The organism is Bradyrhizobium sp. 62B (assembly GCF_030272265.2).
Lineage (GTDB): Bacteria > Pseudomonadota > Alphaproteobacteria > Rhizobiales > Xanthobacteraceae > Bradyrhizobium.
This window is the reverse complement of sequence record NZ_CP092841.2, coordinates 2,152,703-2,179,142: the sequence shown is the minus strand read 5'-3', so window position 1 is coordinate 2,179,142 and position 26,440 is coordinate 2,152,703. Positions and strand designations below refer to the sequence as shown.

Genomic DNA, 26,440 nt, shown 5'->3' with positions numbered 1-26,440 from the left:
GCGCGCGGGGAATGCGCCCGGCCCGGAGCCGAACCGGCTCAGGTGTAGCCGATGCCGGAGAATGCGCAACAGAAGCGCACGAAACCAGGGCTCCTCCCGATGCCGTCTGTGATCACAGGTGCGGCATCGGGACGCGCACAAATCTCGCCAAAAAGCGAGACTCGGCGGCGTGGCTATTTCACCACGCGGAGCAGCGGACGCCGGGGCTGGTCCTGCGTCTGCTTGGAAGGGTGCGGCGGCTCGCTCGCGGCGCTCCGCAGCATTTCGTCGCACAATGCCTTGAGATCGGCACTGTCGATTCCTTTGAGTTTCATCCTGACGTCGAGGATGACAATGGACAGCAGCTCGGCCGACTCACGGCTGTTGCACGCGTTGAGAACCTTGCGGCACTCCTCGAGCGTTTCCAGCACCGACTGCAACTGTTCGTCTGAATGCGACACCGGCGTTCTTTCCGTTAATTCGGCCTGCGAGACGTAATGGTGACGACCCCCTCGGCCCCCATGGAAGACCAAGGATAGCACGAGGCCGCTGTGCCTCTGAACCTGATTTCAGCGGGATTCCGCTGTGGAACCGCGGTTCCGGCTGCCATCGCCGCGTTGCGATGTCGCTCGGTTTCGAAATGATCGGCGAGGAAACGCTTGGAGCGCTGTGATTGATCCATCGAGGGAGACGGCGCTAGCTCTCGCGCAACGGCATTCATTGCGGACAGTGCCTGCAATCCCGCAGCCATTTCACGGCTCGCAACGGAACTCACGCCACACCCCTCATCCGGGCGAACAGTCCGCCCGATTCCCAGCCCTTGGCAGCATTCTGATACCACCCACGGGGTAGTAAGGATGACGTTCAAAACTCATCATCCCCCAACCCGCAGTGGTTGTGGTTTGCGCCAGATTCTGCCAGTTTAGCTGTCCGAAGGGACTTGTATGCACTCCTTGGCGGAAAGGGGCGTTCCTGTGGCGGAACGCCCAAAGACAAATCTCAGCGGCCTCTCTGATTGGGATGCGGCCCGCATATTCCTCGAAGTCGTCCGATGCGGAAGTTTCCGTTCGGCGGCCGAACGCCTGTCGCTGTCCATCAACGCCGTGCGCCGGCGGATCGACGATTTCGAACGCCAGACCGGCACCACGCTGTTCACTCGCGACGTCCACGGTACCCATCTGACCGATGAAGGCGCGCTCGTGGTGTCCGCCGTCGAGCGCATGGAGGCTGCCACCTTCGACGTGCTGCGCGCCAGTGATTCGATGGCCAACGCCCTGTCAGGCGAGGTCCGGGTCGCCGTCACCGAGGGGCTCGGCACGTTCTGGCTCGCCCCGCGCCTGGTCGAGTTCCAGCAGGCCTATCCGAAAATCCTGGTCGACCTGCATTGCGCGATGCGCTCGGCCGACGTCTCGCGCCATGAGGCCGACGTCGCCATCCATCTGTCGCGTCCCTCGGCGCTCGACATCAAGCTGGTGCGGCTCGGCCGCATGCACCTGATGTTCTGGGCCTCCGAGAAATACATCGAAAAGCATGGCGCGCCGCGTTCGGCGGCGGAATTGATCAAGCATCGCCTGGTGCTGCAATTCGCCGACCAGCTCGCCGCCAAGGAATCCTTCGAGAGCTTCTTCCCGGGCGTTTCGGAGCGTGACCTTCTGGTCATGAAGACCAACGTGTCGAGCGCCAATTATTGGGCGGTCGCGAATGGCGCCGGCATCGGCGTCTTCCCCAGCTACGCCATTGCGCTCGGCGGGAAATTGATTCCACTGGAGGTCGAGCTGAACCGGCCGCTGGATATCTGGTTGTCCTACCATCCCGGTAGCGGCCGTATTCCGCGCGTGCGGCACATGATCGACTGGCTGATCGAAGCTTTCAGTCCAGCTCGTTTCCCGTGGTTTAAGGAAGAATTCGTGCACCCGCATGAATTCAAGGACTCGTATATGGGCGAACCCCTGACCCAGCTCTTCGGGGGATTTTCAACCGAAGAACAAAGGTGAAAACGAAAATGAAAGCAGCGGCGAAGAGAATGAAGCAGCGTAGTGCCGGCAAGCCGGACATCGAGCTCGGCAAGCGGATTCGTCTGCGGCGCGTCGAGATGAAGATCTCGCAGGCCGAGCTCGGCGAAAAGCTCGGCGTCAGCTTCCAGCAGGTCCAGAAATACGAGAAAGGCGTCAATCGCGTCGGCGCGGCTCGGCTTCAGCAGATAGCCTCCGCCCTCGACGTGCCCGTGACTTTCTTCTACGACGGCGACAACAAGGCGCGCGAAGTCGAGAGCCTGCTGTTCCTCGATTCGGCCTTCAGCCTCCGCCTGCTGCGCGCCTACAGCAAGATCAAGGACCAGACGGTGCAACGCCAGCTCGTCTCGCTGATGGAATCGATCGCAGCGAACGAAAGCTGAGATCGACCGACGCTCCGGTCTTCAAGGCCGATCTTTCAATCCGCCGCGTCGCGGGGGCGCGGCCGGATTGAACGAGCATATTCCGGCCCGCGCACTCGCGCGTGGCCTTTCCGGGGCGGCTCGACCGCCCCTTTTTCTTTGCGCGCACGCCACTCCGGACGACGCGCCATGCAATCACCGCACAGGCGGATGCAAACAAGCCCGCCCGGCCCCGGTTGACCCCGCAAGGGCCGGCGCCCCACATTGCCCCCGGCCTACGACCAGCGAGCGCGCAATGCCCGACATCTCCCGTGAAATAGCCTACGCCGACGGCAAGATCCTCCAGCACGTCACCGACGGCGTCGGCGTGATCACCTTCAACAATCCCGACAAGCGCAACGCGATGTCGCTGGAGATGTGGGAGGGATTTGGCGAGGCGCTGACGGCCTTGCGCGACGACGATGCCGTGCGCGTCGTGATCCTGCGCGGTGCCGGCGGCAAGGCCTTCGTCTCCGGCGCCGACATCAGCCAGTTCGAGAAGACCCGCCATAACGCGGCGGCGTCCGAGGAATATGCCAAGCGCAGCGCCGCCCAGCGCGCACTGCTGGCCAACTATCCCAAGCCGACCATCGCCTGCATCCAGGGCTTCTGTCTCGGCGGCGGCATGCAGGTCGCGATGCTCGCCGATATCCGCCTCGCCGCACACGGCAGCCAGTTCGGCATTCCCGCCGCGAAACTCGGCATCGCCTATGGCTATGACGGCTTGAAGCATCTGGTGTCGCTGGTCGGCCCGTCCTGGGCACGGCTGCTGATGTACACGGGCATGCGCATCGAGTCCGCGGAGGCGCTGCGCATCGGCCTCGTCGAGCGCGTGTTCCCGGAGGGCGAGCTCTGGGGTGAGACGATGGCGATCGCGCAGACCATCTCCGAGAACGCCCCGCTGGCGATCAAGGCCGCAAAGATCACGATTGCAGAGGTGCTGAAGGACGAAAGCCGACGCGACATGGACGCGATCAAGTCGATCGGCACCGCCTGCATGGACAGCGCGGATTTCCGCGAGGGCCGGCAGGCCTTCATGGAAAAGCGCAAGCCGCAGTTCCAGGGCAAGTAGCTGAACCTTTGTTCAGGAAGATTAAATTCCTCGTGCGGCTCAGCGCGGTAGCAACCAGTTGATCCCGCGGTAGTTCTCCCGCCACCAACGAGGGAGATTGCGATGAAACTGAAATTTGCTGTGCTTGGTCTGGCTGCCCTTGGCGGCGCGGCGCTCGCATCAGGGCAAGCGCTTGCCGCGATGCCGAACGGCATTCCGCAGGCCGACCGAGTCGCGAGCGGGCCGGCCGCGAATGTCGATCAGGTGCGCTGGGTCTGTAACCCCTGGGGCCGCTGCTTCTGGCGCCCGAACTATTACGGCGCCTATGGCTATTATGGCGGCCCGCGCCGCTTCTACGGCCCGCGTCCGTGGGGCTGGGGTCACCGCCACCACTGGCGCCGCTGGTGAACGACAAAGGGGCCGTAAGGCCCCTTTTCTTTGAGATGAACTGGAGCCCTCGATTGCTTTTCAGAGCGCGCCCAGCACCGCTTTCGTGATGTCCGCGGTGCCGTTGCTGCCGCCGAACTCCATCGGCTTGATGCCGCCGGCATAGACCTGATCCACCGCACGCTCGATCGTCTCGCCCGCTTCCGCCGCGCTCTCGACGCCGTGCTTGTCGGCGAGCCAGTCGAGCATCATAGCCGCCGACAGGATCATGCCGGTCGGATTGGCCTTGCCCTGCCCCATGATATCGGGCGCCGTGCCATGGCAGGGCTGGAACACCGCGTATTTGTCGCCGATGTCGGCCGACGGCGCCATGCCGAGGCCGCCGATCAGGCTCGCGGTGATGTCGGAGACGATGTCGCCGAACATGTTCTCCATCACCATCACGTCGAAATCCCAGGGGCGCTTCACCAGCATCGCCGAACAGGCGTCGACATAGAGCCGGTCGGTCTTCACCCCAGGATGCTTCTTCTCGATCTCGTCGAAGATGCCGCGGAAGAATGCAAAGGCCTTGAACACGTTCGCCTTGTCGACGCAGGTGAGCATCCCCGGCTTGCCGCGCGCCTTGCGCCGCTCGGCCAGGCGAAACGAGAACTCGAACAGACGCTCGGAAGTCCTGCGCGTGATCACCATGGTCTCGCGCGCCTCCTCGTGGGTGACGACGCCCTTGCCCATCGAGGCGAACAGCCCTTCCGTGGATTCGCGGATCACGACGAGATCGATGCCGCGCTGGTCGGCACCGACGATCGGGCTCGGCACGCCAGGAATGAGGCGCGCGGGCCGCACGCCGGCATAGAGATCGAAGATGAAGCGCAGCTCGATCTGCGGCGCGATCTCGGTATTGTCGGGGTAGCGCACCGACGGCAGCCCGCAGGCGCCGAGCAGGATCGCGTCGGCCTCCTCGCAGAGCTTGATCGTCGAATCAGGCATCGATTTTCCGGTCGCCAGATAATTGGTGGCGCCAGCCGGCGCCTCGGTGAAGCGGAAGCTCAGGCCAGATTTGTCGCCGACCTTGCGCAGCACCTCGAGCGCGGGCGCCATGACTTCGGGACCGATGCCGTCACCGGCGAGCACGGCAATGTGGAAGGCGTTGTTTGCGGACATGGATATTCCTAAGACAAGGTGTCATTCCGGGGCGGTCCGCAGGACCGAACCCGGAATCTCGAGGTTCCGGGTTCGATGCTTCGCATCGCCCCGGAACGACAACTGAATTACGGCGTCAGCACCGTGCGCCCGACCACCGCGCCCTGCTGCAATTGCAACAGCGCATCGTTGGCTTTGGCGAGCGGCGCCGTCGTCACCGGGATCGGCGGCACCTTCTTGGTGCGAACGAGGTCGAGCAGCTCCTGCGTTTCGCGCAAGTTTCCGACATAGCTGCCCTGGATCGTGATCGCCTTGATCGGAATCAGCGGCAGCGCCCACGTCGCGCCGCCGCCGAACAGGCCGACGATGACGAGCTTGCCGCCCTTGGTGAGGCAATCAAACCCGAGCTGGGTCGTCGCAGCGTTGCCGACGAGGTCGATCACGGCGCGGATCGGCCCGCCCGCTTTCTTGGCAAGCTGCTCCAGCGCGTCGGGCGCCTTGGGGTCGACGGTGGCAAGCGCACCGGCCTTCTCGGCGGCTTCGCGTTTCCTGGCGTCGATATCGACCATGATCGCGCCCTTGCCGCCCATCGCCTTCAAGAGCGACAGCGCCATCAGGCCGAGGCCGCCGGCACCGAACATCACGATCGGCGTATCGAAGTACTGCTCGACCTTCTTCAGCGCACTGTAGGTGGTGACGCCCGAGCAGGCATAGGGCGCGGTGGTCGCCGGATCGAGCCCTCTCAGATTGAGCAGATAGCGCGGATGCGGCACCAGCATGTGATCGGAATAGCCGCCGTCGCAATAGACGCCGAGCGAACGCGGCGTCAGGCACATGTTTTCGTCGCCAGCCAGGCAGGTCGGACATTTGCCGCAGCCAATCCAGGGGTAGACGAGACCGACGTCGCCGAGCTTGAGATCGCCCTGGTCGGTCGGCTTCACATCGGGGCCGAAAGCCAGGACTTCGCCGACGGTCTCGTGTCCCATGGTCAGCGGCAGATTGATGCCGCGGTCCTTCAGCGAGAGCGGCTTGCGACCGTGACCGAGATCGTAGCCGCCTTCCCAGATGTGGAGATCGCTGTGGCAGACGCCGGCCGCCTTCACCTTGATCAGCACCTGCGTGCCCGACGGCTGCGGCGTCGCTTCGTCGAACTCCTGCAACGGCGCCTTGAAATCGGCAACCTTGAAACTCTTCATCGGCGTCCTCCCGCATGCTTCTTGTCGCCGCGCCACCATGCCATGGCCGGCAAGGCGAGACAAACCGGTCTTAGTTCAGGCCAGCGGATGATGGCAAGCCACGAACTGGCCGGGTGCGACTTCGCGCAACTCCGGTATCTCCGCGCTGCATCGCTGATCAGCCCGCGGGCAGCGGGTGCGGAAGCGACAGCCGGACGGCGGTGCAATCGGCGATGGCGGCTCGCCGCCCGCGACACTCTCGGCGGGACGAACGTCCGGATCGGGCACCGGGATCGCCTGCAACAGCAGTCCCGTATAGGGATGCGCGGGCCTCGCGAACAATTGCTCGGAAGGGCCGACCTCGCAGAGACGGCCGAGATACATCACCGCGACGCGGTCGCTGACCGCTTTGACCACTGCAAGATCATGCGCGATGAACAGCAATGTCAGGCCGAACCGCGCCTTCATCTCCTCCAGCAGGTTGAGGATCTGCGCGCGAATGGAGACGTCGAGCGCCGAGACCGGCTCGTCGCAGACGATGAACTCCGGATTGAGCACCAGAGACCGTGCGATACAGATGCGCTGGCACTGGCCACCGGAGAACTCATGCGGCAGGCGGTTCGCCACGAGATCAGGATCGAGCCCGACCGCGCCAAGCACCTCGTAAACCCTGCGCTTGCGCTCGGCCGCATCCCTGACGCCGGCGATGATCAGCGGTTCGGCCACGATGTCGCCAATGCGGCGGCGCGGGTTCAGGGAAGCGATCGGATCTTGGAAGATCAGCTGCACGCGGCGGCGCATCTTGCGCAACGCCTCGCCCTCCATCGCGGTGAGATCCTCGCCGTCGAACAGTACACGCCCGGATCTGGCGCGGCGCAATTGCAGCACGGCGCGGCCCAGCGTCGACTTGCCGCAGCCGGATTCGCCGACCAGCCCCAGCGTCTCGCCGCGCGCGACCTGAAAGCTGACGCCGGAAACGGCATGCACCGTCTTGTTGCCGAGACCGTATTCTACGACGAGATTGTCGACGTTCAGGAGCGGTTCGGCGCGCACGGCAGGCTGCATCATGCGCCAACTCCCTCCGTCATCTGGATCGGATGGAAGCAGGCATAGAGATGTCCGGGTATCTCCGCGCGCGTCAGCGCGGGCTTGGCGTGGTGACAATCGCTCGCCGCATAGCGGCAGCGCGGCGCGAAGGAGCAGCCGCGCAGCGGTCGCGTCGGATCGGGCGGGCGGCCGGAGATGGCCGGCAGCGGCGTATGCGGCGCGGCATCCAGCTTCGGGATCGCCGCCAGCAACGCCTCGGTGTAGGGCATATGCATGCGCTTGAACAAGGCCGAGGTCGGTGCGCGCTCCACCACCCTGCCGGCATACATCACTGCGACCTCGTCGGCACGGCCGGCGACGACGCCGAGATCGTGGGTGATGATGATCATGGCCATGTGGCGGCGGCGTTGTTCGCGCGCGAGCAGATCCAGGATCTGCGCCTGGATAGTGACGTCGAGCGCGGTCGTCGGCTCGTCCGCGATCAAGAGCTTCGGCTCGCAGGACAGCGCGATCGCAATCGCGATGCGCTGTCGCATGCCGCCGGAACATTGATGCGGATATTGCGCGAGCCGCTGCTCCGGCGCGGGAATGCCGACCGCCGCCAGCAGCTCGATGCTGCGCTTCCGTGCCTCGGGCGCATCGAGCTCGAGATGCTCCTGGATCGTCTCCATCAACTGTGTGCCGATGGTCAGGACCGGATTGAGCGAGGTCATGGGATCCTGGAACACGACGGCGAGGTCGCGCCCGCGCAGGCGTCGCAGGCGTTCCGGCGCGAGCCGCACCAGGTCCTGGCCGTCGAACATCACGCGACCCGTGAGCTTTGCCTTTTTCGGCAGCAGCTGCAGCACCGCGCGCGACAGCATGGTCTTGCCGCAACCGGATTCGCCGACGATGCCGAGCGTGCGGCCCGCCTCCAGCGACAGGTCGACATGATCGACGGCCCGCAGCGTTCCGCGCGGGGTCGGCAGCTCGACCGCGACGTTCGCGATGGTCAGAAGGGGGCCGCTCACAGCGCCCCCTGACGCGGGTCGGTCAGGGCCCGCAAGGTGTCGCCGACCAGATTGAAGGCCAGCACGGTCAGGAACAGTCCGGCCGCCGGCAGAAACGCCAGCCGCGGCGCGACGTCGAGGCTGTCGCGCCCCTCGCCGATCATGCTGCCCCAGCTCGCCATCGGCGGCGGCACGCCGAGACCGAGAAAGGACAGCGCACCCTCGACGACGATGGTGACGGCGACGCCGAGCAGGAAGAAGGCCAGCAGCGGCAGGATCACGTTTGGCAACAGCTCGCGCAGGAGGATGCGCGCATGGCTGGCACCGAGCGCCTCGGCCGCAATCACGAATTCCCGCCGCGCTAGCGTCAGCGTCGCCGCCCGCGCGACCCGCATGAAGGCGGGAATGCCGAGCACACCGAGGATCAGGGTGAGGTTGGGGACCGACTGGCCGAGATAAGCGGTCACCGCGAGCGCAAAAATCAGCGGCGGAAAGGCAAGCAGCACGTCCATGCCGCCGACCACCAGCGTCTCGAACCGGCCGCGGAAATAGCCGGCGAGCAGGCCAAACGCGCCGCCGATAGTCAGGCCGATCATCGGTGCGATCAACCCGACCGTCAGCGAGGCCCGCGCGCCGAAAATCAGGCGGGCAAGCTCGTCGCGGCCGAGTCCGTCGGTGCCGAACCAATGCGCGCTGGAGAACGCCGCACGTCGCTCCAGCATGTCCATGTCGACGGGATTTTGCAGTGGCAGCACCGGCGCGAGGATCGCGAGCGCAAGGATGATCGCGAGCCAGGTGCTCGCGAGCCAGAACAAGAGGCCGAGCTGGCGCTTGCGGCCAGCCGGCACGGGCACCGCCTCGTCCTGCATCGAGAGCTCAAGCGCGGGCATGGCGGATCCTGGGGTCGAGCACGGCGTAGAGCATGTCGACGATGAAGTTCACGATGACGAAGCCGCAGGCGACCAACAGCACCACGCCCTGGAGAATGACGAGGTCGCGGGTGTAGATCGCACCGACCAGGAGACGGCCGATGCCGGGCAGCGCAAAGATCGATTCCACGATCAACGTGCCGCCGAGCAGGCGGCCGATATTGATGCCGGTCACCGTCACCAGGGTCAGGGACGACGGCTTCAGCGCATGCACGAACAGGATACGCGCCGGCTTGAGGCCTTTTGCCTTGGCGAGCGCGATATAGTCCTCCTGCAGGGTCGCGATCATGTCGGAGCGCAGCACCCGCATGATGCCAGGCCATTCCGCCAGCGCCAGCGTCAGCGCCGGCAGCACGAAGAAGCGCAGATTGCCCAGCGGCTCCTCGGTGAACGGCACATAGCCAGTCGCCGGCAGCCAGTGCAGCTCGACCGCAAACAAATAGATCAGCAGGATCGCCATCAGGAAAGACGGCATCGACAGCATCGCGAACGCGCTGCCCGTCATGAAGCGGTCGAACGCGCCGCCGGCCCGCGCAGCACAGGCGATCGCGACGGGAACGCCGATCAAGAGGCCGATGAACTCGGCCATCAGCATCAGCTCGAGCGAGACCGGAATGCGCTCGGCGACCGCCTGCAACACCGTCTGCCCGGTGCGGAACGAGCGGCCGAGGTCGCCTTGCAGGACGTGACCGAGCCAGCTCAGATAACGCCACCACAGCGGCTGGTCGAGCCCCATGTCGCGGCGCAGCGCCGCTACGTTCTCCGGCGTCGCCTGATCGCCGAGGATGACCAAAGCAAGATCGCCCGGCAGCAGCGAGGCGATCAGAAAGGTCAGCAGCGAGACCGCGAGCAGCACCGGCAGCATGGCAAGCAGTCGCCGAACGACGAAGTTCAGCATCGCGCCGTCATTCCAGCCAGGTCGTCGAAACGTCGATCACACCGTTGTAGATCTTCGGGAAGCCCTTCAGCTTGGCGCTCGACAGCGCGTAATACGTGTTCTGGAACGTCCAGAACCAGATCGCCTCCTTGTTGATCAGGCGGCCGATGGCGCAGTAATCCTCGGTGCGCTGGCCGACATCGGCGGTGACGCGCGCGTGGTCCAGCAGCTTGTCGAGCTCGGGGTTCGAATACCCGGCGAGCGCCAGCGGGCTGCCGGTGCGGAAATTCGCGTACATTTGCGGATCTGGATCGGCGAGATCGACGATGCGCCACGGCGTCATCTGGAACTGGCGGGTGAAGGCACGCGAGGGAATGGTGGCCTGATCGACCTGCTCGATCTCCATGTTGGCGCCGACGCGCTTCCAGAACTGCTGCAGCACCTGGCCGACCATGCGGCCCCTAGGCGTCGCGGTCACCAGCGTCTTGAACTCGACCGGCTTGCCGTAATCCTTGATCAGCGCCTTGGCCTTCTCGACATCGAACGGCAGCGCGCCGTCGTCCTTGCACTTGACCCAGGAGCCGTCGCCATAGGGGTTGGTCGCGGGCCGGCTGAGGCCATTGGTGATCGCCTGCGACATCTTCGGGCGATCGATCGCCATCACGAGCGCCTGTCGCACACGAACGTCGTCGAATGGCGCCACCTTGGTGTTAAAGGCGTAAACCTGCGCACCCGAGCCCTTGTAGGTGTGAACGGTGAGCTTGGGGTCCTTCTGCGCCTTCATGATGTTGTCGGCGTCGTTCTCGTCGTCCCAGATGATGTCGGCCTCGCCCGATTGCAGCGAAGCGAAGCGCGACTGCGCATCGGGCAACGGCTTCAGGACAATGCGGTCGAGATAGGGCCGGCCCTTGTCCCAGTAATTGGGATTCTTCTCCAGCACCATGCGGTCGCCGGCGGTCCATGATTTCAGGATGTAGGGACCGGTGCCGACGGGGTTGCGGTTGTAGTCGTCGCCCTTGGTCTTCCAGGCCGTCGGCGAATGCACGACATTGTTTTGACTCTGGATGGTGATCGTTGCCGGCAGGTTCACGGAGGGATCGGTCAGATTGAAGACGACGGTGTGTTCGTCCGGCGCCAGCACCTCCTTCATGTTGGTGATGTAGAAGGCGCAGCGGCACTTGTTGGCGGGGTCCTTCTGCCGGTCGAAATTCTCCTTGAAGGCCTGCGCATTGAACGGCGTGCCGTCGTGGAATTTCACGCCCTCGCGCAGCTTGAAGGTCCAGCTCTTGTAATCGTCGGAATGGGTCCAGGACACCGCGAGCTTCGGTGCCGGCTCGCCCTTGTCGTCGAGCGTTGTCAGCGTGTCGAAGATCGCGGCGGCAGCGGTGTTGGTCGAGGTGTCGTAAACGCCGACCTTGAGCGGGTCGAAGCCGGGGATGTCGAGCTCCTGGCCGACGGTGATGCTGCCGCCGGACTTCTGCGCCTGCGCAGGCTCGGCCAGCGGAAGGATGCCAAATGCCGCAACAAGGAAAATCGGCGCGTGCTTGCGCGCCGCGGCAGCAATCTTCGTCATGGTTCCTCCCGGGATCCCTCGTCCGATGTTTCGGATCGCTGAATGACTGGAAGCGAGATTGACGACAAAAGCGCGTGGCGGCAAGAGGAACGCGCGCGAGATGACGCCGCATGTGCGACGCAATGCTGCTCAGAATGTCGCGGCGGTTTTGCCTGTCGGAATTGGCGCCTCGTCAGCGAGGCCGAGCTCCTCGCGCAGCGCATCCGTATGCTCGCCGAGCGCAGCCATCGTCTTGGCGGGCGTGGTGTCGGCGCCCGACATCCGGAACGGCAGGTTGAGCACCCGAAAGGTGCCGCCCTCGTCCTGCACGGACGTGAGCGCCTGCCGGTGTGCGAGCTGCGGATCGGCCAGCGCCTCGGACACGGTGCGATAGGCCGAAGCCGGCACGCCGGCCGCACTGAGCGCTGCGAGACACGCATCGGTCGTGAACTGCCGCGACCAGGCTTCGACGCCGTCCATCACCTCCGCCCAATTCTCGCGGCGCGGGGCATAGGTGGCAAAGCGCGCATCGGTGATCCATTCGGGACGGCCGATCACACCCATCAGCGCCTGAAATGTCTTCTCGCTGGCGACCGTGATCATGACATAGCCGCTTGCCGTCTCGGTCGGCCCGAACATCGGGCGTGGCGGCGGCTTCACGGCGAATTGCGCACTCTGCAATTCGGTCAGCGTCAGTGACAGCATCGATTCCAGCATGGACACGTCGATGTGTTGGCCGAGCCCGGTCACGGTCCGCTGATAGAGCGCGGACGCGATCGCGCCGAAACCATAGGTGCCGGTGACGACGTCGGCGTGATAGATGCCGCAATAATCGGGGCGATTGCGGCCGGGCTGGTAGGCGAGATGCGCCATGTCGTAGCCGGAGGCGGCATGGATCACCGGCGCGTAGGCCGGTAGCTCGGCCGAAGGGCCGCTCTGCCCGTAGCCGGAGATCGAGCAATAGATCAGCCTCGGATTGACGGTGCGCAGCCTGTCGTAGTCGAGCCGCAGCCGGTGCATCACGCCGGGGCGGAAGTTCTCGACCAGGATATCCGATGTCGCGGCCAGCCGGCGGACCGCCTCCTTGCCGTCCTCGGATTTGAGGTCCAGCACCACGCTCTTCTTGCCTACATTGAGCTGGCCGAACGTGGTACTATGACCCTTGCGCAGAGGCGGCCGGGTTCGCATCGTCTCGCCGCCGTCGGTCTCGATCTTGATGACCTCGGCGCCCATGTCGGCAAGCATCCGCGCGCAGTGAGGACCGGCGATGGTGGTCGAAAAATCCAGGACCCTGAGGCCCGCGAAGGCCTTTGTCGTCATCCCCTCATGCTCATCTGCTAGCTGCATACTTGCTGCGTCCTCGGTCGCGTAGGAACAATCAATGTTCTCTCTTGTTGATGCGCCGACCCTAGAGGGCGGCGGCTGAGTAGGAAAGTCTTTACCGAACCGACGTGTCTCGTAGGCGGGCTTGGGAATTTCCGGGACAACTGGACCCGTTCTGGCATAACAGCAAACGGGATCGGAAGAGGGCAGCTGTTCTTGAGGGTCTTGTTCGTCACCACGGAGATGGACGACTTCGTCCGCGTCGGCGGACTCGGCGCCGTGTCCGCGGCCCTGCCCCGCGCCCTGCGCTCCTTCGCCGATATCCGGATCATGCTGCCCGGCTATCGCGACATCATCGAACAACTCACGCATATTCAGGTCGTTGGCCGTTGTCCGGCGTTCGCGGAAATGCCGGCCTGCTCGCTCGGCCGGGCCGCGACCAAGGACGGAATGCCGGTCTACGTGCTGCTCTGCTCGCAACTCTACGATCGGCCGGGCAACCCCTATGGCGACGAGTCCGGACGCGACTGGCCGGACAACGACATTCGCTTCGCGCGCTTTGCCTCGGCAGCCGCTGAGCTGGCCATGGGCAGGCTGGACAAGAATTGGGCAGCAGACCTGATCCATGCCAATGACTGGCAGGCCTCGCTCGTGCCGGCCTATCTCGCCTGGGGCGGCGCCAAGCTGCCGTCGATCCTGACGATTCACAACCTCGCCTATCAGGGCCTCTTCCCGAAGGAGGCGCTGCGGCGGATCGGCGCACCGGAGAGCTCCTTCCACATCGACGGCATCGAGTTCTACGACCAGCTCTCCTTCCTCAAGGCCGGCCTCGTCTACGCCTCGCACCTCACCACCGTCAGCGGCACCTATGCGCGGGAGATCACCACGGCCGAGTTCGGCTGCGGTCTGGAGGGCCTGCTCCGTCAGCGCTCGGACGCGGCCGAGCTCACCGGCATCCTCAACGGCATCGACGAGAGCTGGGACCCGCGCTCCTGTGCCCAGCTGGCCCAGCAGTTCGGCGCCGGTGACTGGGTCGGCAAGAGGGCCAACGCGGATTACGTCCGCAAGCAATTCGGCCTTGCGGTCTCGCGCGGCCCGATGTTCGGCATCGTCGCGCGCCTCGTGCACCAGAAGGGCATCGACCTCGTGCTGTCGGCAGCCGACGAGATCGTCGATGCCGGCGGGCAGATCGTGGTCACCGGTTCCGGCGAGCCGGCGCTCGAGCAGGCCCTGATCGACGCGCATCGCCGCCGCCCCGACGCCATCGGCGTGGTGATCGGCTTCAACGACGCCCAGGCTCGCCGCATCTTTGCGGGCAGCGATTTCACCCTGATGCCGTCGCGCTTCGAGCCCTGCGGCCTCAGCCAGATGTACGCCCAGCGCTTCGGCTCGCTGCCGATCGGGCACCAGACCGGCGGCCTCGCCGAGACCATCACCGACGGCGAGACCGGATTCCTGTTCTCGAAACCCTCGCGCGATTCCTTCCTCGGCGGCGTCCGCCGGGCCTTCTCGGCTTTCAGGGCGCAAGACCAGCTCGACACCATGCGCCGCAGCGCCATGGGACGTTCGTTCTCCTGGAGCATCTCGGCGGGAAGCTACAGCGCGCTGTATCGGAAGCTGGCGTCGGTGTGAGGTAGGCTCCTCGCAATGACGGCGTTGAGAGAGTCTGCGCTCCACTCCGGCTTCGTGCCCCGGACGCAGCGCAGCGTCTCTTCGACGGTGCGCTGCTGAGCCGGGGCCCATGATGCGCCGGAGTTCGTGGCCCCCTGGGTCCCGGCTCTGCGCCGCAACGCGCTTTGCGCGTTGTGGCTTGTCCGGGACACGAGAGGCTTTCACCCCTTCCCGCGCATGTCCATCTGCGGCCGACCGATCCAGGCGCGGTTGAGACAGCGGGTCATCCAGTCGGGCTGCGGCTCGCCGCGCAAGCGCGCCTGCGCTTCCTGATAGGGCCCGACGTAGCGCAGCCTGGCCGGCAATTTCGGATAGACGCGCCGGATCCAGCGCAGCGCATTGTCGGCCGCCTTCTCGTCGCGCGCGTCCAGCTCAAACCCAAAGCCTGCACGTATCGGCTCCGGCAACATCCGCGCCGTCAGCGCGCGATACCAGCGCGGCGGCCGCAGCCATGGTCGCGCGCCGCTGAAGATTTGCATCGCGATCTCGCGTGCCGCCGGGCTGACGGTCAGCGTCTCCGACTGCGCCATCGTCGCGGTGTAGGCGGTAAAGCCCGACCAGTCCGCCGGCAGATCGTCCGAGGTCAATCCGAACAAGGCACCGAACAGCCGGCTCTCCATCCAGTAACGCTCGCGCTCCTCCGCCGAGAATGACGGCAGCACCAAATCGTGCGCCATCAGCGCGGACTCCACCAGCGTCGCGTGAACCCAGCGCAGCGACGGAATGTCGTTGGCACAATAGCGCGAGCCTGCCGCGAACGGGCCGACGGTCTCGGGCATCTCTCCGACGATCATGCTGTGACGACGGTGCAATTGCCGGGCCGATAGCAAGGCCCGGTCGAGCGAGCCGAACACCATGGCAAAGACGATGTCGAAGGTGCGATGGAAGCGGCCGATCGGATCGGCAAACGTGCTGGAATGCTCGGCGATGGCGGCAGCGACCCAAGGGTGGGCCAGCTGCAGCAACAACGCGCGGCCGGCGCCGAGAAAGATGATGGCCTCGCGGTCGATCCGCCAGGTCAGCGTGTCAGGGCCGAACACTCCGGCGACCGGCCCCGCTGCGCAAGCGCGGACCTGATCGAGCGTTGCCTCGAGATCGTTCGCGGACACCATCTGCACGCCCTTCGACTGCGTGGGATGACCGACGATCGGCAAGCCCTGTGGCAATTCGATGAAGAGCGGCGCCGTCCCTATTCCGCCGCCATCGGCATCTCGTCCGTATGCTCGTGCAGCACCACACCGGCGAGCGGATCGAATTCGCCGATCCAGGGCTTGCGCGCCAGCACCGACTTCGTGTGAGCATAGCCGGCGTGCCAGCGCCGCGTGATCCCGGCCGGGCTGAAGTCGATATCCTTGGTATGGGTCTCGCGCTCGAGCTGCGGCGCCAGCAGCCGCACGACATGCATGCGGGTCGGACAGCCGTAGCTCGTCAGCTCCCTCACCGCAGGATCGTTGCGTTCGCTCTCGGGGAGCCGCGCCGCGAGCTGGTTGATGACATGGCGCAGGCGATGGGCCTGCTGCTGACGGACGATCTGGCTCGCGATCCGGCTGGAATATTGCACGTCCTTGTGCCGGTTCAGCACCTCCGCCATCGTGGTGGGTTCGGGCCCGACCGGGTTCCACAGATGAACGGAGAAGATCAGCGAGTCCCTGCGTGGGTTGTCGTCGAACACCGCTTCGGTCGGCGTGTTCGAGAGGATGCCGCCGTCCCAATAGAGCTCGCCATCGATCCGCACGGCGGGAAAAGCGGGCGGCAGTGCGCCCGAAGCCATGACATGCTTCACCGTCAGTTCGCCGTCTCGGCTGTCGAAATAGCGCATCTCGCTCGTGCCGACATGAGCTGCGCCGACCGTCAGGCGCGGCGTGCAGCGGTTGGCGAGATCGAAATCGACGAGCTCGCACAGCGTCTTCTCCAGCGGAGCGGTCGAGTAATAGCCCGCGTGATCGGCACCGAGTGGGTAGGAATCGCCGGCATGTGCCAGCGGATTCGGGCGGAAGAAACCTGGAATGCCGTGGGTCACGGTCGCCCAATAGGCCAGCTTCTCGTTGAAGCCCGGAAACGCGGTGCGCCAATCCCAGACCGGCTGCTGCTCCATCCGCTTCCAGAACTCCTTCAGGCGCGCAAGCCGGTGCTCGGGCGCGTTGCCCGCAATGAGGCTCGCATTGATCGCGCCGATCGAGGTGCCGATGATCCAGTCCGGCTCGATGCCGGCTTCGTGCAATGCCTGGTAGGCCCCGGCCTGATAGGAGCCGAGTGCGCCGCCGCCCTGGAGCACGAGAACCACCTGCCCCGGCAGGTCCTTGCGCTGGATGTTCGTCTGCGTACCATTCATGTGTCGCTCCTGATCAGCTTGCACTGCCGCTGCCGAAGGCGGCTTGTTACGCCGGCTCATGTTAGTGCGCGGTCCAGCCGCCGTCGACGGGAAGCGCGATGCCGGTGATCGAAGCCGCCGCGTCCGTCGACAGGAACACCGTCAGCGCGCCGAGCTCCTCGACCGTGGCAAAGCGCTTGTTCGGCTGCTGCGCGAGCAGCACGTCGCGGATCACCTGATCGCGCGAGATGCCGTGCGCCTTGGCCTGCCCGTCGATCTGCGCTTCGACCAGCGGCGTATAGACGTAGCCGGGACAGACCGCATTGCAGGTGATACCCGCCTCCGCGGTCTCCAGCGCCGTGACCTTCGTCAGACCGACGATGCCGTGCTTGGCGGCGACATAGGCCGCCTTGAACGGCGAGCCGACCAGGCCGTGCGCCGAGGCGACGTTGATGATCCGGCCAAAACCGTTCTGGCGCATCGCCGGCAGCGCGAGCCGCGTGGTGTGGAAGGCCGAGGTCAGGTTGATCGCGAGGATCTGGTCCCATTTCTCGACCGGAAACTGCTCGAGCGGCGCGACATGCTGGATGCCGGCGTTGTTGACGAGGATGTCGAGCCGGCCGGACTCGGCGATGGTCGCCGCGATCATCTCGGCAATCGATTTCGGTCTCGTCATGTCGGCCGGCGAGTAGCTCGCCTTGACGCCGAACTCGGCGGCGATCTGTTCCCGTGTCCGGCCGATCTCGGCGACGACACCGAGACCGTTCAGCACGACATCGGCGCCGGCTGCCGCCAGGGCACGTGCGATCCCAAGACCGATGCCGCTGGTCGAGCCCGTGACCAGCGCGACCCTGCCGGCGAGCGCGCGCGCAGGTTGGGATGTCTGCGGCTTCAGCGGTATGTTCATGACACGGTCTCCGTCGGCGATGACTGGGCTTCCAGCCTTCGCAAGACTTGAAGGATCGCCAGCCCAAACGGAAATACCGGCTGGCTTCCGACTCCATACGTCCGCGCTATTGCGGGCGGGATGTCATTTCCCGTTCCGATCGGCTAGATTCGAGCCCATCTTGCTGGGGAGCCGATCCATGGAAATGCACCAGGTCCGCTATTTCCTCGCGGTGGCGCAGCTTTTGAACTTCACGCGCGCGGCCGAGGAGTGCAACGTCACGCAGCCCTCGCTGACGCGCGCGATCAAGCAGCTCGAGGCCGAGCTCGGCGGCGACCTGTTTCGCCGCGAGCGGCCGGCGGCGCAACTGACCGAGCTCGGCCAGCGTATGCATCCGCTCCTGAAGCAGTGCTTCGACGCCGCCGCCGGCGCGCGCTCGCTCGCCTCCTCGTTCAGGAGCGGAGAGATCGGCGCGCTGCGCATCGCGCTGACGCATTCGATCGATCTGGCATTGCTGATCCCGCACCTCAACGAGATCAGGCGACAGTTCAACCGGCTCGAACTGCGCTTCCTGCGCGGGACGAGCCGCGAGGTCGGTGAATTCCTGAAGAAGGGCGAGGCCGAGCTCGGCATCGCCGCGGAGATCGACGAGGCCTGGGACCGGCTCGACGCCTGGCCGCTGTTCACCGAGAGCTTCGAGCTCGTCGTTGGCGACGGACATCGGCTGGCCGGACGCAGCAGCATCGAACTGGAGGATCTGCGCTCAGAGCAATTGCTGAGCCGGACGTTCTGCGAGCATTCGCGCCGCATCTCCGCCAGCCTGCGCGAGCACGGCATCGAGCATGGCCACGAGATTTCGAGCGAGCGCGACCTGATCGAGCTCGTCGAGGCCGATATCGGCGTCGCCATGATGCCGCACACTTCCCCCTTACCGGAAACGCTGACGCGCGCCACTGTCGCCGGACTGGACGCCCGTCGCACCGTCAGCCTTTACGGAGTGGCCGGCCGGCAGCGCACGGCGGTCGCCAATGCCGTGATGCGCATGCTGCGCGGCGCCGACTGGCGCGAGATCGCGGGATAATAGGGACGGCTTTTTCCCTTCTCCCCTTGCGGATGAAGGTGGCGCGAAGCGCCGGATGAGGGGTTCTGTCCGCGTATTCGACGCAAAAGATTCACGCGCGGAGAGAACCCTCACCCGTCTCGCCGCTTCGCGGCGAGCCGCCCTCCCCACAAGCAAGGAGGGGAAGAGTGTGCGCAGCCTCAACCCCTGCTCGCACTCTCCAGCGCCTCGAGCAGATCATCGATTTCCATGCGCTTGCGGAAATCGGGGTCGACGAAGCGGGCTTTGACGATCCCGTCGCGGCCGACCACGAACACGGCCGGGATCGGTAGCAACCAGCCGTCATTGCCGTGGAATTTCGCCATGTCCTGATACGACAACAGGCCCTGGATCTCGGCGCCGAGCCAGATCGCGAGATTGAGCGACAGCGCATAGCCGTTGTCCAGATCGGTCAGGATCGGAAACGGCGCGCCGGATTCGGCCTTGAGCTGCCGAGTGTATTCCTGCGTCTCCGGCATGACCGCGACGACCTGCGCCCCCATCGCCTTGATGCGATCGAGCGCCTGGACCACGGCGCGGACATTGAGCCGGCAATAGGGACACCAGTGGCCGCGGAAGAACATCACGGCGAGCGGACCGCGCTCCAGCAGCGCAGGCAGCGTGACGAGATGGCCGCCCTCGTCCGGCAGCATGAACGGCGGCATCGCATCGCCCGGACGCGGCGCGGTCTCGCCGCCGCCGTTACCGCCCAATCTCGCCACCAGGCGGTCGACGGCCTCGCCATAGGCCGGAAAGACCGCGCGGCTGGCATCAGCATAGGCGCGGAGCTGCTCGTTCAGCGTGCCGTCCATGTCGCGACAGCGCTGGAAGGCGAGCCTGAGCTGTTTGGCATCGGCTGGCGAGAGAGACGTCATCTTCTGCTCCGGCATTGCATTCGGTGAATATTAGTTTCCCGGTTCGGCCGCCCGCAAGGGGCGGCCGCGATGCCAGGACCCGTTCAGTTCACGTAGAAATTGCCGGTCGGATCGAGCCGCCCCGAAGTATAGTACATCGATCCGTTGCTCATGAAGAAGACGGTGTTGTCGGGCACCTTCTTGGCGTTCTTCATCATCGCCTCGTGGTTCTTCTCGGCCGGGGCCATGGCCATCGCCGACATCTTGCCCGGGCCGCCATAGACATAGGCCATGCCGGCCTTGAAGTCCCAGGCGGCCTCCGAGAAAGCCGAGGTGGCGATAATGGCAAACGCTGCGGTGGCGATCAGGGTCTTGGACAATTTCGGCATGGGGGTGCTCCTCCGGATTGACGTGAACGCCCGCCAATCGGGCGCCCTGTCATCGGACGCCGAATGACGCGAAAGCGGAAATGCAATTGCCCAATCGGATCGATAGCCGCCGCGCATCAACATAGCACCGCGCTATCGCATCGAGAGCGAGCCGGCATTTCAGGATGGAGGCGATCTCGATGAAGCTCCCGTCATAGCCGGCAACCAGCGAGGTTGCGGTCAACACAGGAGATTTCTCATGTCCAAGCATCCCGGATTGTCGCGCCTGGCCTGGTCCGGCCTTGCCCTCGTCGGCGTACTGACATTCGTGTCGCAGCCGGCCGCCGCGGGCGAATGCCCCGCCGACAAGGTCAAGCCAAACGCACAGCAGATGGTCGACTACAAGCCGGTCGGCGTCACCGACGTGACGCTGGGCGCCATCGACCTCGGCAAGCAGCCCGCCCATATCGAGGGCCGCGAGCTGCGTTTCCGCAAGCTGACCATCGCGCCTGGCGGCATCGTGCCCTGGCACAGCCATGACGACCGTCCCGCGTTGATCTTCGTGCAGCAGGGCGAGATCGTCGAATACGCCTCGAACTGCGTCGATCCGATCGTGCACAAGGCCGGCGACATCCGTCCCGAAGTCCACGGCACCTCGCATTGGTGGAAGAACCTCGGCAAGGACACCGTCATTCTCTATGTCGGCGACGTCCGCAAGGATCCCAACGACCACCACATGTAACGAGCGCCCCCAGCCCCAGCGCGCTCGCTACGAGATGTGGCGCCCGGGACTTCCCCACCCCGGGCGCCGCATCCCTACAGGACGACCGACATGACCGATCTTTCCGCACTGATCAAACCGGCCACGCCGACAATGGAGGCGCACGCGCCGGGTCTGGCGCTGCGCTCGCTCGTCATCGGCCTCACCGCGTTCCTGACCGTCGTCGACCTCTTCGCGACGCAGGCGATCCTGCCCTCGCTGACGCGGCACTACGGCGTCACGCCGGCGGCGATGGGCTTTGCCGTCAACGCCAGCACCTTCGGCATGGCCACGGCCAGCCTCGTGGTCGGCCTTTTCAGCCCGCACATCGACCGTCGCAGCGGCATCCTGCTCAGCCTGGCGCTGCTGGCGATCCCGACCAGCCTGCTGGCCTCGGCGCCAAATCTTGCCGTCTTCACCGCCCTGCGGGTCGCACAGGGCCTTTGCATGGCGTCAGCCTTCGCGCTCACCCTCGCCTATCTCGGCGAGCAATGCAGCGCGATGGACGCCGGCGGCGCTTTTGCTGCCTACATCACGGGGAACGTTGCGAGCAATCTCGTTGGGCGGCTGATTTCGGCGGCGGTTGCCGACAGTCTCGGCCTCGCCTGGAATTTCTATTTCTTCGCGGCCCTCAATCTTGCGGGCGCGGCGCTGGTCTACGTCACGATCAAGCACGTGCCGCCCATGCATGCGGCGGCGCCGCCGGAACCGCCGCTGGCCGCCATGATCGCGCATTGGCGCAATCCGCGGCTGCGCGCTGCCTTCGGCATCGGCTTCTGCATCCTGTTCGCCTTCATCGGCACCTTCACCTTCGTGAATTTCGTGCTGGTGCGGCCGCCGCTGGCGCTGGGGATGATGGATCTGGGCCTGGTCTATTTCGTCTTCCTGCCGTCGGTCGTCACGACGCTTCTGGCCGGCAGGGTGGCGTCAAAGCTCGGAACGCGTCCGACCATCTGGGGCGCGCTCGCCATTGCCGGGCTGGGCCTGCCCTTGATGCTGATGCCGCATCTGGGCGAAGTCCTCACCGGTATGGTGCTGGTCGGCGTCGGCACATTCTTCGCGCAGGCAGCAGCGACAGGGTTGGTCGGACAGGCGGCCGCCGACAACCGCGGCATCGCCAGCGGGACCTATCTTGCGTGTTATTTCAGCGGCGGGCTGATCGGTACGGCCGTGCTCGGACGCCTGTTCGACACCTTCGGCTGGCATGCATGTGTGGCCGGAATCGGCATGGCCCTGGGGGTCGCAGCCCTGCTCACCTTCGCCCTGAAGCGCTAGCGCTTGGCCGGGGCTTCCTGCGGCGGCTCGTCGTCGGCGATGGCGCGCCAAGCGGCCCCGTCGAGATCGTCGTACTGGCCGCTCCGGAGCGACCACAGGAAGGCGACGAGGCCGGCGCCGCCGAGCATCAAGGCCAGCGGGACCAGGATAACCAGGATCTCCATCACACGATCTCCCGCGAGGCGCTGCGGGCGCGCAGCGAATTCAGCATCACCAGGATCGAGGATCCGCTCATGGCCGCCGCCGCAATCAGGGGCGTCACGACACCGCTGACCGCAACCGGCACGGCGAGGACATTGTAGCCGATCGCAAGCCAGAGATTCTGCCGCATCAAATGCAGCGCCTTGCGCGAGGCATCGATCGCGGCGACCACCGGAGCCAGCGGCCGGCCGAGGAAGACGAGATCGGCGGTGGCCTGGCTCAGATGCGCGGCCGAAATCGGGGACATCGAGACATGGGCCGCCGCGAGCGAAGGCGCATCGTTCATGCCGTCGCCGACCATCAGCACCTTGGCGCCGCGCTGCTTCAATTCCTCGATCCGCGCGATCTTGTCTGCAGGCGTCACGCCGGCGCGCCATTCGGGGATTGCGAGCGCATGCGCCGCCGCCTTCACCGCCGGCTCGCGGTCGCCGGAGAGGATCTCGATGCCGATGTTGCGCGCCTTCAGCGCTGCAATCACGGCCTGCGCATCCGGGCGAAGGCCCTGGCGAACCGAGAGGATAAAGCTTTCGTTGCCCTTGCTGAACGCGACGATGGAGGCTTCGGGATCGACCATGGCGCTGCCAACCAGCGCTTCAGCGCCGCAGAAGGAGGGGCGGCCAAGCCGAAGCGCGATGCCGTCTACGGTCGCATGGACGCCCTGCCCGGCCTCTTCGACCGCACCGACCACAGGCGACTTGGCGCCGGCGGCCTGCGCCACGGCGGCGGCGACCGGATGATGGCTCGACAGCGCGAGCCGGCCAGCGAGTTCGAAGATGTCAGTGGGAATGTCGGCGGCATTCATCACTTCGAGATCGGGCAGAGTCAGCGTGCCGGTCTTGTCGAAGATGACGTGGTCGGCCTCGGCCAGCCGCTCGATCGCATCGCCGGAATTGAGCAGCACGCCGGACTTGAACATCGCGCCGGAGGCGATGGTCTGCACGGTCGGAATGGCAAGGCCCAGCGCACAGGGACAGGTGATGATCAGCACGGCAACGCCGGTCACGATCGCATCATGCCAGGACGCGCCTGCAACCACCCAGCCGAGGATGGTCAGAAGCGCGGTCGCATGCACCACCGGCGCGTACAGCCGCGAGGCGCGGTCGGCGAGCCGCATGTAGCGCGAGCGCGCCTGCAGCGCGTTGTCGAGCAGCCGCGTGATCTCGGCGAGCAGCGTCGCCTCGGACGCGGCCGAGACCCGTACCCGCAGCGTGCCGGAGATGTTCATCGATCCCGCATAGACAGGCGTGCCATGCTCGGCCGTGACATAGAGCGTCTCGCCGGTGATCAGGCTCTGGTCGATTTCGGAGCGGCCCTCGATCACGGTGCCGTCGACCGCGCAGCGCTCGCCGGGCCTGAGCAGCACGATGTCGCCGGGATGGATCGCAGCGACCGGCACCTGCGAGATCTCGTCGGGACCTATGAACTTCGCGGCCGTCTCCGCCTTCAGCGCCGCGAGATTGCCGGCGACCGCGCGGGTCCGCCGCCGCATGTTCTGGTCGAGGAAGCGGCCGACCAGGAGGAAGGTCAGCAGCATGATCGCCGCGTCGAAATAGGCGTGCTCGGCGTGGTGGATGGTCTCGACCACGGACATGCCGAGCGCCAGGATCACGCCGATCGAGATCGGCACGTCCATGTTGGTCGTCTTCGCCGACAGCGCGCGCCAGGCCGAACGGAAGAAAGGCTGGCCGGCATAGGCCGCCGCCGGCAGCGCGATCAGCGCCGAGAGCCAGTGGAAGAAGTCGCGCTGCTCGGGCAGCATGTCCGAGACGTTGCCCGACCACACCGGGATCGACAGCATCATCACGTTCATGGTGGCGAAGGCGGCGACGCCGAGGCAGCGCAGCAGGAAGCGCGATTCGGCGACCTCCGCCACCTCCGCGCTCTCGGTCTCGAACGGATAGGCCTTGTAGCCGAGCTCCTCGAGCCGGTCGATGAAGCGGCCGGGGTCGAGCGTGCCCGCCTTCCATTCCAGCGCGACGCGGCGGTCGGTGAGGTTGACGCGCGCCAGCGTGACGTCGGGGATGGCGGACAGGCCGCGCTCGATCTTGGCCATGCAGCCGGCGCAGTGAACGCCCTCGACCGCGAGATCGATATGCTGGACCCCCTCGCCCGCATCGCGAACATAATGAGAGAAATCGCGCGTGACCTGCATGACAAAATCCTTCAGTTCAGGATCACGCGATTGCGCGACATGAACACGCGCGTCCCTCGCGCCTCGCCCTCGATCACCAGGTCCCATTGGCCCGGCGCGACGGACGCGGCATCGCCGCGATAAAGGCCGATGCCGGCCTCGGTGAGCTCGACGGCGAGATCGGCGCGCTTGTCGGTCGGCCGTTCCAGGCGTCCGCCGAATTTCAGCCCGGAGATCGGCTGGCCGCCGGCATCGCGCGCCTCGACCTGGACCATTGCGCCGCCGTCGTGGCGGCGCTCGATATGGGCGTTGACCTTCCATTTGCGCGAAGCCTGGTCGTGCGCCGCCGAGATCTCGCGCTCGTAGGTCAGGCCGGCGGCATAGGGGCTGTCGACGTCGGTGCCGGGCAGCGTCGCGATCGCCAGCTTCATCATGGTGACGTTGACGCCGATCACGAGGCCGAAGAAAGCGACCAGCATCAGGAAGACCTTGGTTCCGGTCAGCGGCTTGGATGACATGACGGTCTCCTGAACTTACGGCGCGACGAAATTGTCGGTGGCGCTCGCGGCGACGCCGAGGCCGATATCCATGACGTGGAAGCGAACCGGTATTGACTTCTCCGGATTGTTTTCAGCCGGTGCGGTGACGAGCAGCCGCAGCTCGCTGGTGGAGTCGCGCGGGATCACGATGATCGGCCGATCCGGCGTCACCGAATCGACGCCGACGACGTGCATCGTGGGATTGACCGGCCCCTCGACGTCGATGGCGATCGCGCGATCGTAGCCGCTCTTGTTCAGGAGCCGCACCGTGTAGGCGTTACGGATCGAGCCGTCGCTGAGCTTGACCGCGACCGGATTGCGGTCGTGCAGCACGTTGACGTCGAGCAGGCTGCGGGTCGCCAGCGTATAGACCATGAAGCCGCCGATCGCCGCGATGATCGCGCTGTAGACGATGGTGCGGGCTCGGACGATCCGGTAGATCGGCGCCTTGCCTTCCTGGCGGCGATGGATGTTGATGTCGTTGTCGTAGCCGATCAGCCGCTTCGGCCGGCCGATCTTGGCCATCACGTTGTCGCAGGCATCGATGCACAGGCCGCACTGGATGCACTCCATCTGCGGTCCGTTGCGGATGTCGATGCCGGTCGGGCAGACCGCGACGCATTGGTAGCAATCGACGCAATCGCCGACCTGCTCGCCGAGCGCGCGCAGCTCGGCAGCCTTCTTGACCGAGGTGCGCTTCTCGCCACGGTCGTAGCGGTAGGTGACGTTGAGCGCCCATTCGTCGGTGAGCGCGGCCTGAATGCGCGGCCACGGGCACATATAGGTGCAGACCTGCTCGCGCATGTAGCCGGCGAGGATGTAGGTCGTCGCAGTGAGGATGCCGATCCAGATATAGGCGATCATCGGCCCCTGGAAGGTGACGAGCTCCTTCACCAGGGTCGGCGCGTCATTGAAGTAGAGCACCCAGGCGCCGCCGGTCCACCAGGCGATCATGAGCCAGATGGAATGCTTGAGCACGATCTCGGAGATGCGCTCGAGCTTCAGCGGATCGGACGATTTGTCCTTCTTCATCCGCTCGCGCCGGTCACCTTCGATCAGACGTTCGACCGCGTAGAACAGGTCGGTCCACACCGTCTGCGGACAGAGATAGCCGCACCAGATGCGGCCGCCGACCGAGTTCATCAGGAACAGCGCCACTGCGGCCACGATCAACAGGCCGGTGAAGTAGTAGACCTCCTGCGGCCACAGCTCGATGAAGAAGAAGTAGAAGCGGCTGTTGGGAAGATCGATCAGCACCGCCTGGCTGGGGGCGCCAAGGCCGCGGTTCCAGCGCACGAACGGCAGGAAATAATAGACGCCGAGGCAGACCGCCATCAGGCCCCATTTGATCCGGCGGAAGGTGCCGGAGACGCTCTGCGGATAGACCTTCTTGCGGGCCGCGTAGAGCGGTCCGTTGTCGTCCACAGGCTTGAGCTCGTTCGGGTTGACGGTCTTGTTCATCGCTTGGAACTTCTAAAAGAGG

General features: G+C 65.5%; 26 protein-coding genes. 8 read left to right on the top strand and 18 right to left on the bottom strand.

The window, feature by feature from the left end:
• Window positions 1–173: 173 nt before the first annotated feature.
• Window positions 174–440 (bottom strand): hypothetical protein, encoded by a 267-nt coding sequence (locus tag ML401_RS10350; RefSeq protein WP_194406906.1) that lies wholly within the window; start codon window positions 438–440, stop codon window positions 174–176.
• 483 nt (window positions 441–923) lie between these two features.
• Between ML401_RS10350 and ML401_RS10345 the strand changes: the two genes are divergently transcribed.
• From ML401_RS10345 to ML401_RS10330, 4 genes are all read left to right on the top strand, one after another.
• On the top strand, window positions 924–1,973 hold the full coding sequence (locus ML401_RS10345; protein ID WP_194406905.1) for a LysR family transcriptional regulator: 1,050 nt from the start codon (window positions 924–926) through the stop codon (window positions 1,971–1,973).
• A gap of 29 nt (window positions 1,974–2,002) precedes the next feature.
• On the top strand, window positions 2,003–2,374 hold the full coding sequence (locus ML401_RS10340; protein WP_020608151.1) for a helix-turn-helix domain-containing protein: 372 nt from the start codon (window positions 2,003–2,005) through the stop codon (window positions 2,372–2,374).
• Between the two features lie 274 nt (window positions 2,375–2,648).
• Entirely contained in the window at window positions 2,649–3,464 is an 816-nt protein-coding gene (locus tag ML401_RS10335) for an enoyl-CoA hydratase (RefSeq protein ID WP_211417851.1), read from the top strand.
• 102 nt (window positions 3,465–3,566) lie between these two features.
• Window positions 3,567–3,851, top strand: coding sequence for a hypothetical protein (locus ML401_RS10330; protein WP_194406903.1), 285 nt, complete (start codon window positions 3,567–3,569; stop codon window positions 3,849–3,851).
• A 60-nt stretch (window positions 3,852–3,911) separates the two neighbouring features.
• Here ML401_RS10330 and ML401_RS10325 read toward each other — a convergent pair whose 3' ends face one another.
• From ML401_RS10325 to ML401_RS10290, 8 genes are all read right to left on the bottom strand, one after another.
• Window positions 3,912–4,991: an isocitrate/isopropylmalate dehydrogenase family protein gene (locus ML401_RS10325; RefSeq protein WP_212065366.1), complete on the bottom strand. Its 1,080-nt coding sequence runs from the start codon at window positions 4,989–4,991 to the stop codon at window positions 3,912–3,914.
• 107 nt (window positions 4,992–5,098) lie between these two features.
• Window positions 5,099–6,166 carry an alcohol dehydrogenase gene (locus ML401_RS10320; protein WP_285811834.1) on the bottom strand — a complete coding sequence of 356 codons (1,068 nt, stop codon included), beginning with the start codon at window positions 6,164–6,166 and terminating at the stop codon, window positions 5,099–5,101.
• A 75-nt stretch (window positions 6,167–6,241) separates the two neighbouring features.
• Window positions 6,242–7,213, bottom strand: coding sequence for an ABC transporter ATP-binding protein (locus ML401_RS10315; RefSeq protein WP_211417854.1), 972 nt, complete (start codon window positions 7,211–7,213; stop codon window positions 6,242–6,244).
• The gene (locus ML401_RS10310; RefSeq protein WP_212065369.1) at window positions 7,210–8,202 is read right to left on the bottom strand and encodes an ABC transporter ATP-binding protein; all 993 of its coding nucleotides are present in this window, start codon (window positions 8,200–8,202) and stop codon (window positions 7,210–7,212) included. The genes ML401_RS10315 and ML401_RS10310 overlap by 4 nt, the downstream gene beginning before the upstream one ends.
• Window positions 8,199–9,071 (bottom strand): ABC transporter permease, encoded by an 873-nt coding sequence (locus ML401_RS10305; protein WP_212065370.1) that lies wholly within the window; start codon window positions 9,069–9,071, stop codon window positions 8,199–8,201. The genes ML401_RS10310 and ML401_RS10305 overlap by 4 nt, the downstream gene beginning before the upstream one ends.
• The gene (locus ML401_RS10300) at window positions 9,058–10,008 is read right to left on the bottom strand and encodes an ABC transporter permease (protein WP_212065371.1); all 951 of its coding nucleotides are present in this window, start codon (window positions 10,006–10,008) and stop codon (window positions 9,058–9,060) included. The genes ML401_RS10305 and ML401_RS10300 overlap by 14 nt, the downstream gene beginning before the upstream one ends.
• Window positions 10,009–10,015: 7 nt before the next feature.
• Window positions 10,016–11,560, bottom strand: a complete 1,545-nt coding sequence (locus ML401_RS10295) for an ABC transporter substrate-binding protein (RefSeq protein WP_212065372.1) — start codon at window positions 11,558–11,560, stop codon at window positions 10,016–10,018.
• Between the two features lie 129 nt (window positions 11,561–11,689).
• Window positions 11,690–12,886 (bottom strand): CaiB/BaiF CoA-transferase family protein, encoded by a 1,197-nt coding sequence (locus ML401_RS10290; RefSeq protein ID WP_285811825.1) that lies wholly within the window; start codon window positions 12,884–12,886, stop codon window positions 11,690–11,692.
• A 192-nt stretch (window positions 12,887–13,078) separates the two neighbouring features.
• On the opposite strand from ML401_RS10290, the gene glgA reads away from it, so the two are divergent.
• Window positions 13,079–14,494, top strand: a complete 1,416-nt coding sequence (gene glgA, locus ML401_RS10285; protein WP_194406894.1) for a glycogen synthase GlgA — start codon at window positions 13,079–13,081, stop codon at window positions 14,492–14,494.
• Window positions 14,495–14,694: 200 nt separating this feature from the next.
• On the opposite strand, the gene ML401_RS10280 is transcribed toward glgA, so the two are convergent.
• From ML401_RS10280 to ML401_RS10270, 3 genes are all read right to left on the bottom strand, one after another.
• Window positions 14,695–15,645, bottom strand: a complete 951-nt coding sequence (locus ML401_RS10280) for an oxygenase MpaB family protein (protein ID WP_285812654.1) — start codon at window positions 15,643–15,645, stop codon at window positions 14,695–14,697.
• A gap of 77 nt (window positions 15,646–15,722) precedes the next feature.
• Window positions 15,723–16,865 (bottom strand): patatin-like phospholipase family protein, encoded by a 1,143-nt coding sequence (locus ML401_RS10275; protein WP_194406893.1) that lies wholly within the window; start codon window positions 16,863–16,865, stop codon window positions 15,723–15,725.
• Window positions 16,866–16,926: 61 nt separating this feature from the next.
• The gene (locus ML401_RS10270; protein WP_194406892.1) at window positions 16,927–17,751 is read right to left on the bottom strand and encodes a 3-hydroxybutyrate dehydrogenase; all 825 of its coding nucleotides are present in this window, start codon (window positions 17,749–17,751) and stop codon (window positions 16,927–16,929) included.
• Window positions 17,752–17,929: 178 nt separating this feature from the next.
• Here ML401_RS10270 and ML401_RS10265 point away from each other — a divergent pair, with 178 nt between their 5' ends.
• Complete coding sequence (locus ML401_RS10265) at window positions 17,930–18,811, top strand: LysR family transcriptional regulator (protein ID WP_194406891.1); 882 nt, start codon at window positions 17,930–17,932, stop codon at window positions 18,809–18,811.
• A gap of 179 nt (window positions 18,812–18,990) precedes the next feature.
• Here the strand turns inward: ML401_RS10265 and ML401_RS10260 are convergent, their stop codons facing one another.
• The gene (locus tag ML401_RS10260; protein ID WP_285811819.1) at window positions 18,991–19,704 is read right to left on the bottom strand and encodes a peroxiredoxin-like family protein; all 714 of its coding nucleotides are present in this window, start codon (window positions 19,702–19,704) and stop codon (window positions 18,991–18,993) included.
• Window positions 19,705–19,787: 83 nt separating this feature from the next.
• Window positions 19,788–20,072 carry a hypothetical protein gene (locus tag ML401_RS10255; protein ID WP_194406889.1) on the bottom strand — a complete coding sequence of 95 codons (285 nt, stop codon included), beginning with the start codon at window positions 20,070–20,072 and terminating at the stop codon, window positions 19,788–19,790.
• A gap of 238 nt (window positions 20,073–20,310) precedes the next feature.
• Here ML401_RS10255 and ML401_RS10250 point away from each other — a divergent pair, with 238 nt between their 5' ends.
• A complete protein-coding gene (locus ML401_RS10250) occupies window positions 20,311–20,793 on the top strand; it encodes a cupin domain-containing protein (RefSeq protein WP_285811817.1) in 483 nt (160 codons plus the stop codon).
• A gap of 90 nt (window positions 20,794–20,883) precedes the next feature.
• Window positions 20,884–22,086, top strand: coding sequence for an MFS transporter (locus ML401_RS10245; protein WP_212065377.1), 1,203 nt, complete (start codon window positions 20,884–20,886; stop codon window positions 22,084–22,086).
• Here ML401_RS10245 and ccoS read toward each other — a convergent pair.
• From ccoS to ccoG, 4 genes are read right to left on the bottom strand one after another with little or no spacing between them, the layout of a single operon-like run.
• Window positions 22,083–22,250, bottom strand: a complete 168-nt coding sequence (ccoS, locus tag ML401_RS10240; protein WP_008550618.1) for a cbb3-type cytochrome oxidase assembly protein CcoS — start codon at window positions 22,248–22,250, stop codon at window positions 22,083–22,085. The two genes, ML401_RS10245 and ccoS, sit on opposite strands and share 4 nt — an antisense overlap.
• The gene (locus ML401_RS10235; RefSeq protein WP_211417862.1) at window positions 22,250–24,439 is read right to left on the bottom strand and encodes a cation-translocating P-type ATPase; all 2,190 of its coding nucleotides are present in this window, start codon (window positions 24,437–24,439) and stop codon (window positions 22,250–22,252) included. Before ML401_RS10235 ends, ccoS begins: the two co-directional genes overlap by 1 nt.
• Window positions 24,440–24,450: 11 nt before the next feature.
• Complete coding sequence (locus ML401_RS10230; protein WP_259205028.1) at window positions 24,451–24,936, bottom strand: FixH family protein; 486 nt, start codon at window positions 24,934–24,936, stop codon at window positions 24,451–24,453.
• Between the two features lie 15 nt (window positions 24,937–24,951).
• Complete coding sequence (gene ccoG / locus ML401_RS10225) at window positions 24,952–26,418, bottom strand: cytochrome c oxidase accessory protein CcoG (protein WP_285811795.1); 1,467 nt, start codon at window positions 26,416–26,418, stop codon at window positions 24,952–24,954.
• Window positions 26,419–26,440: the final 22 nt, after the last annotated feature.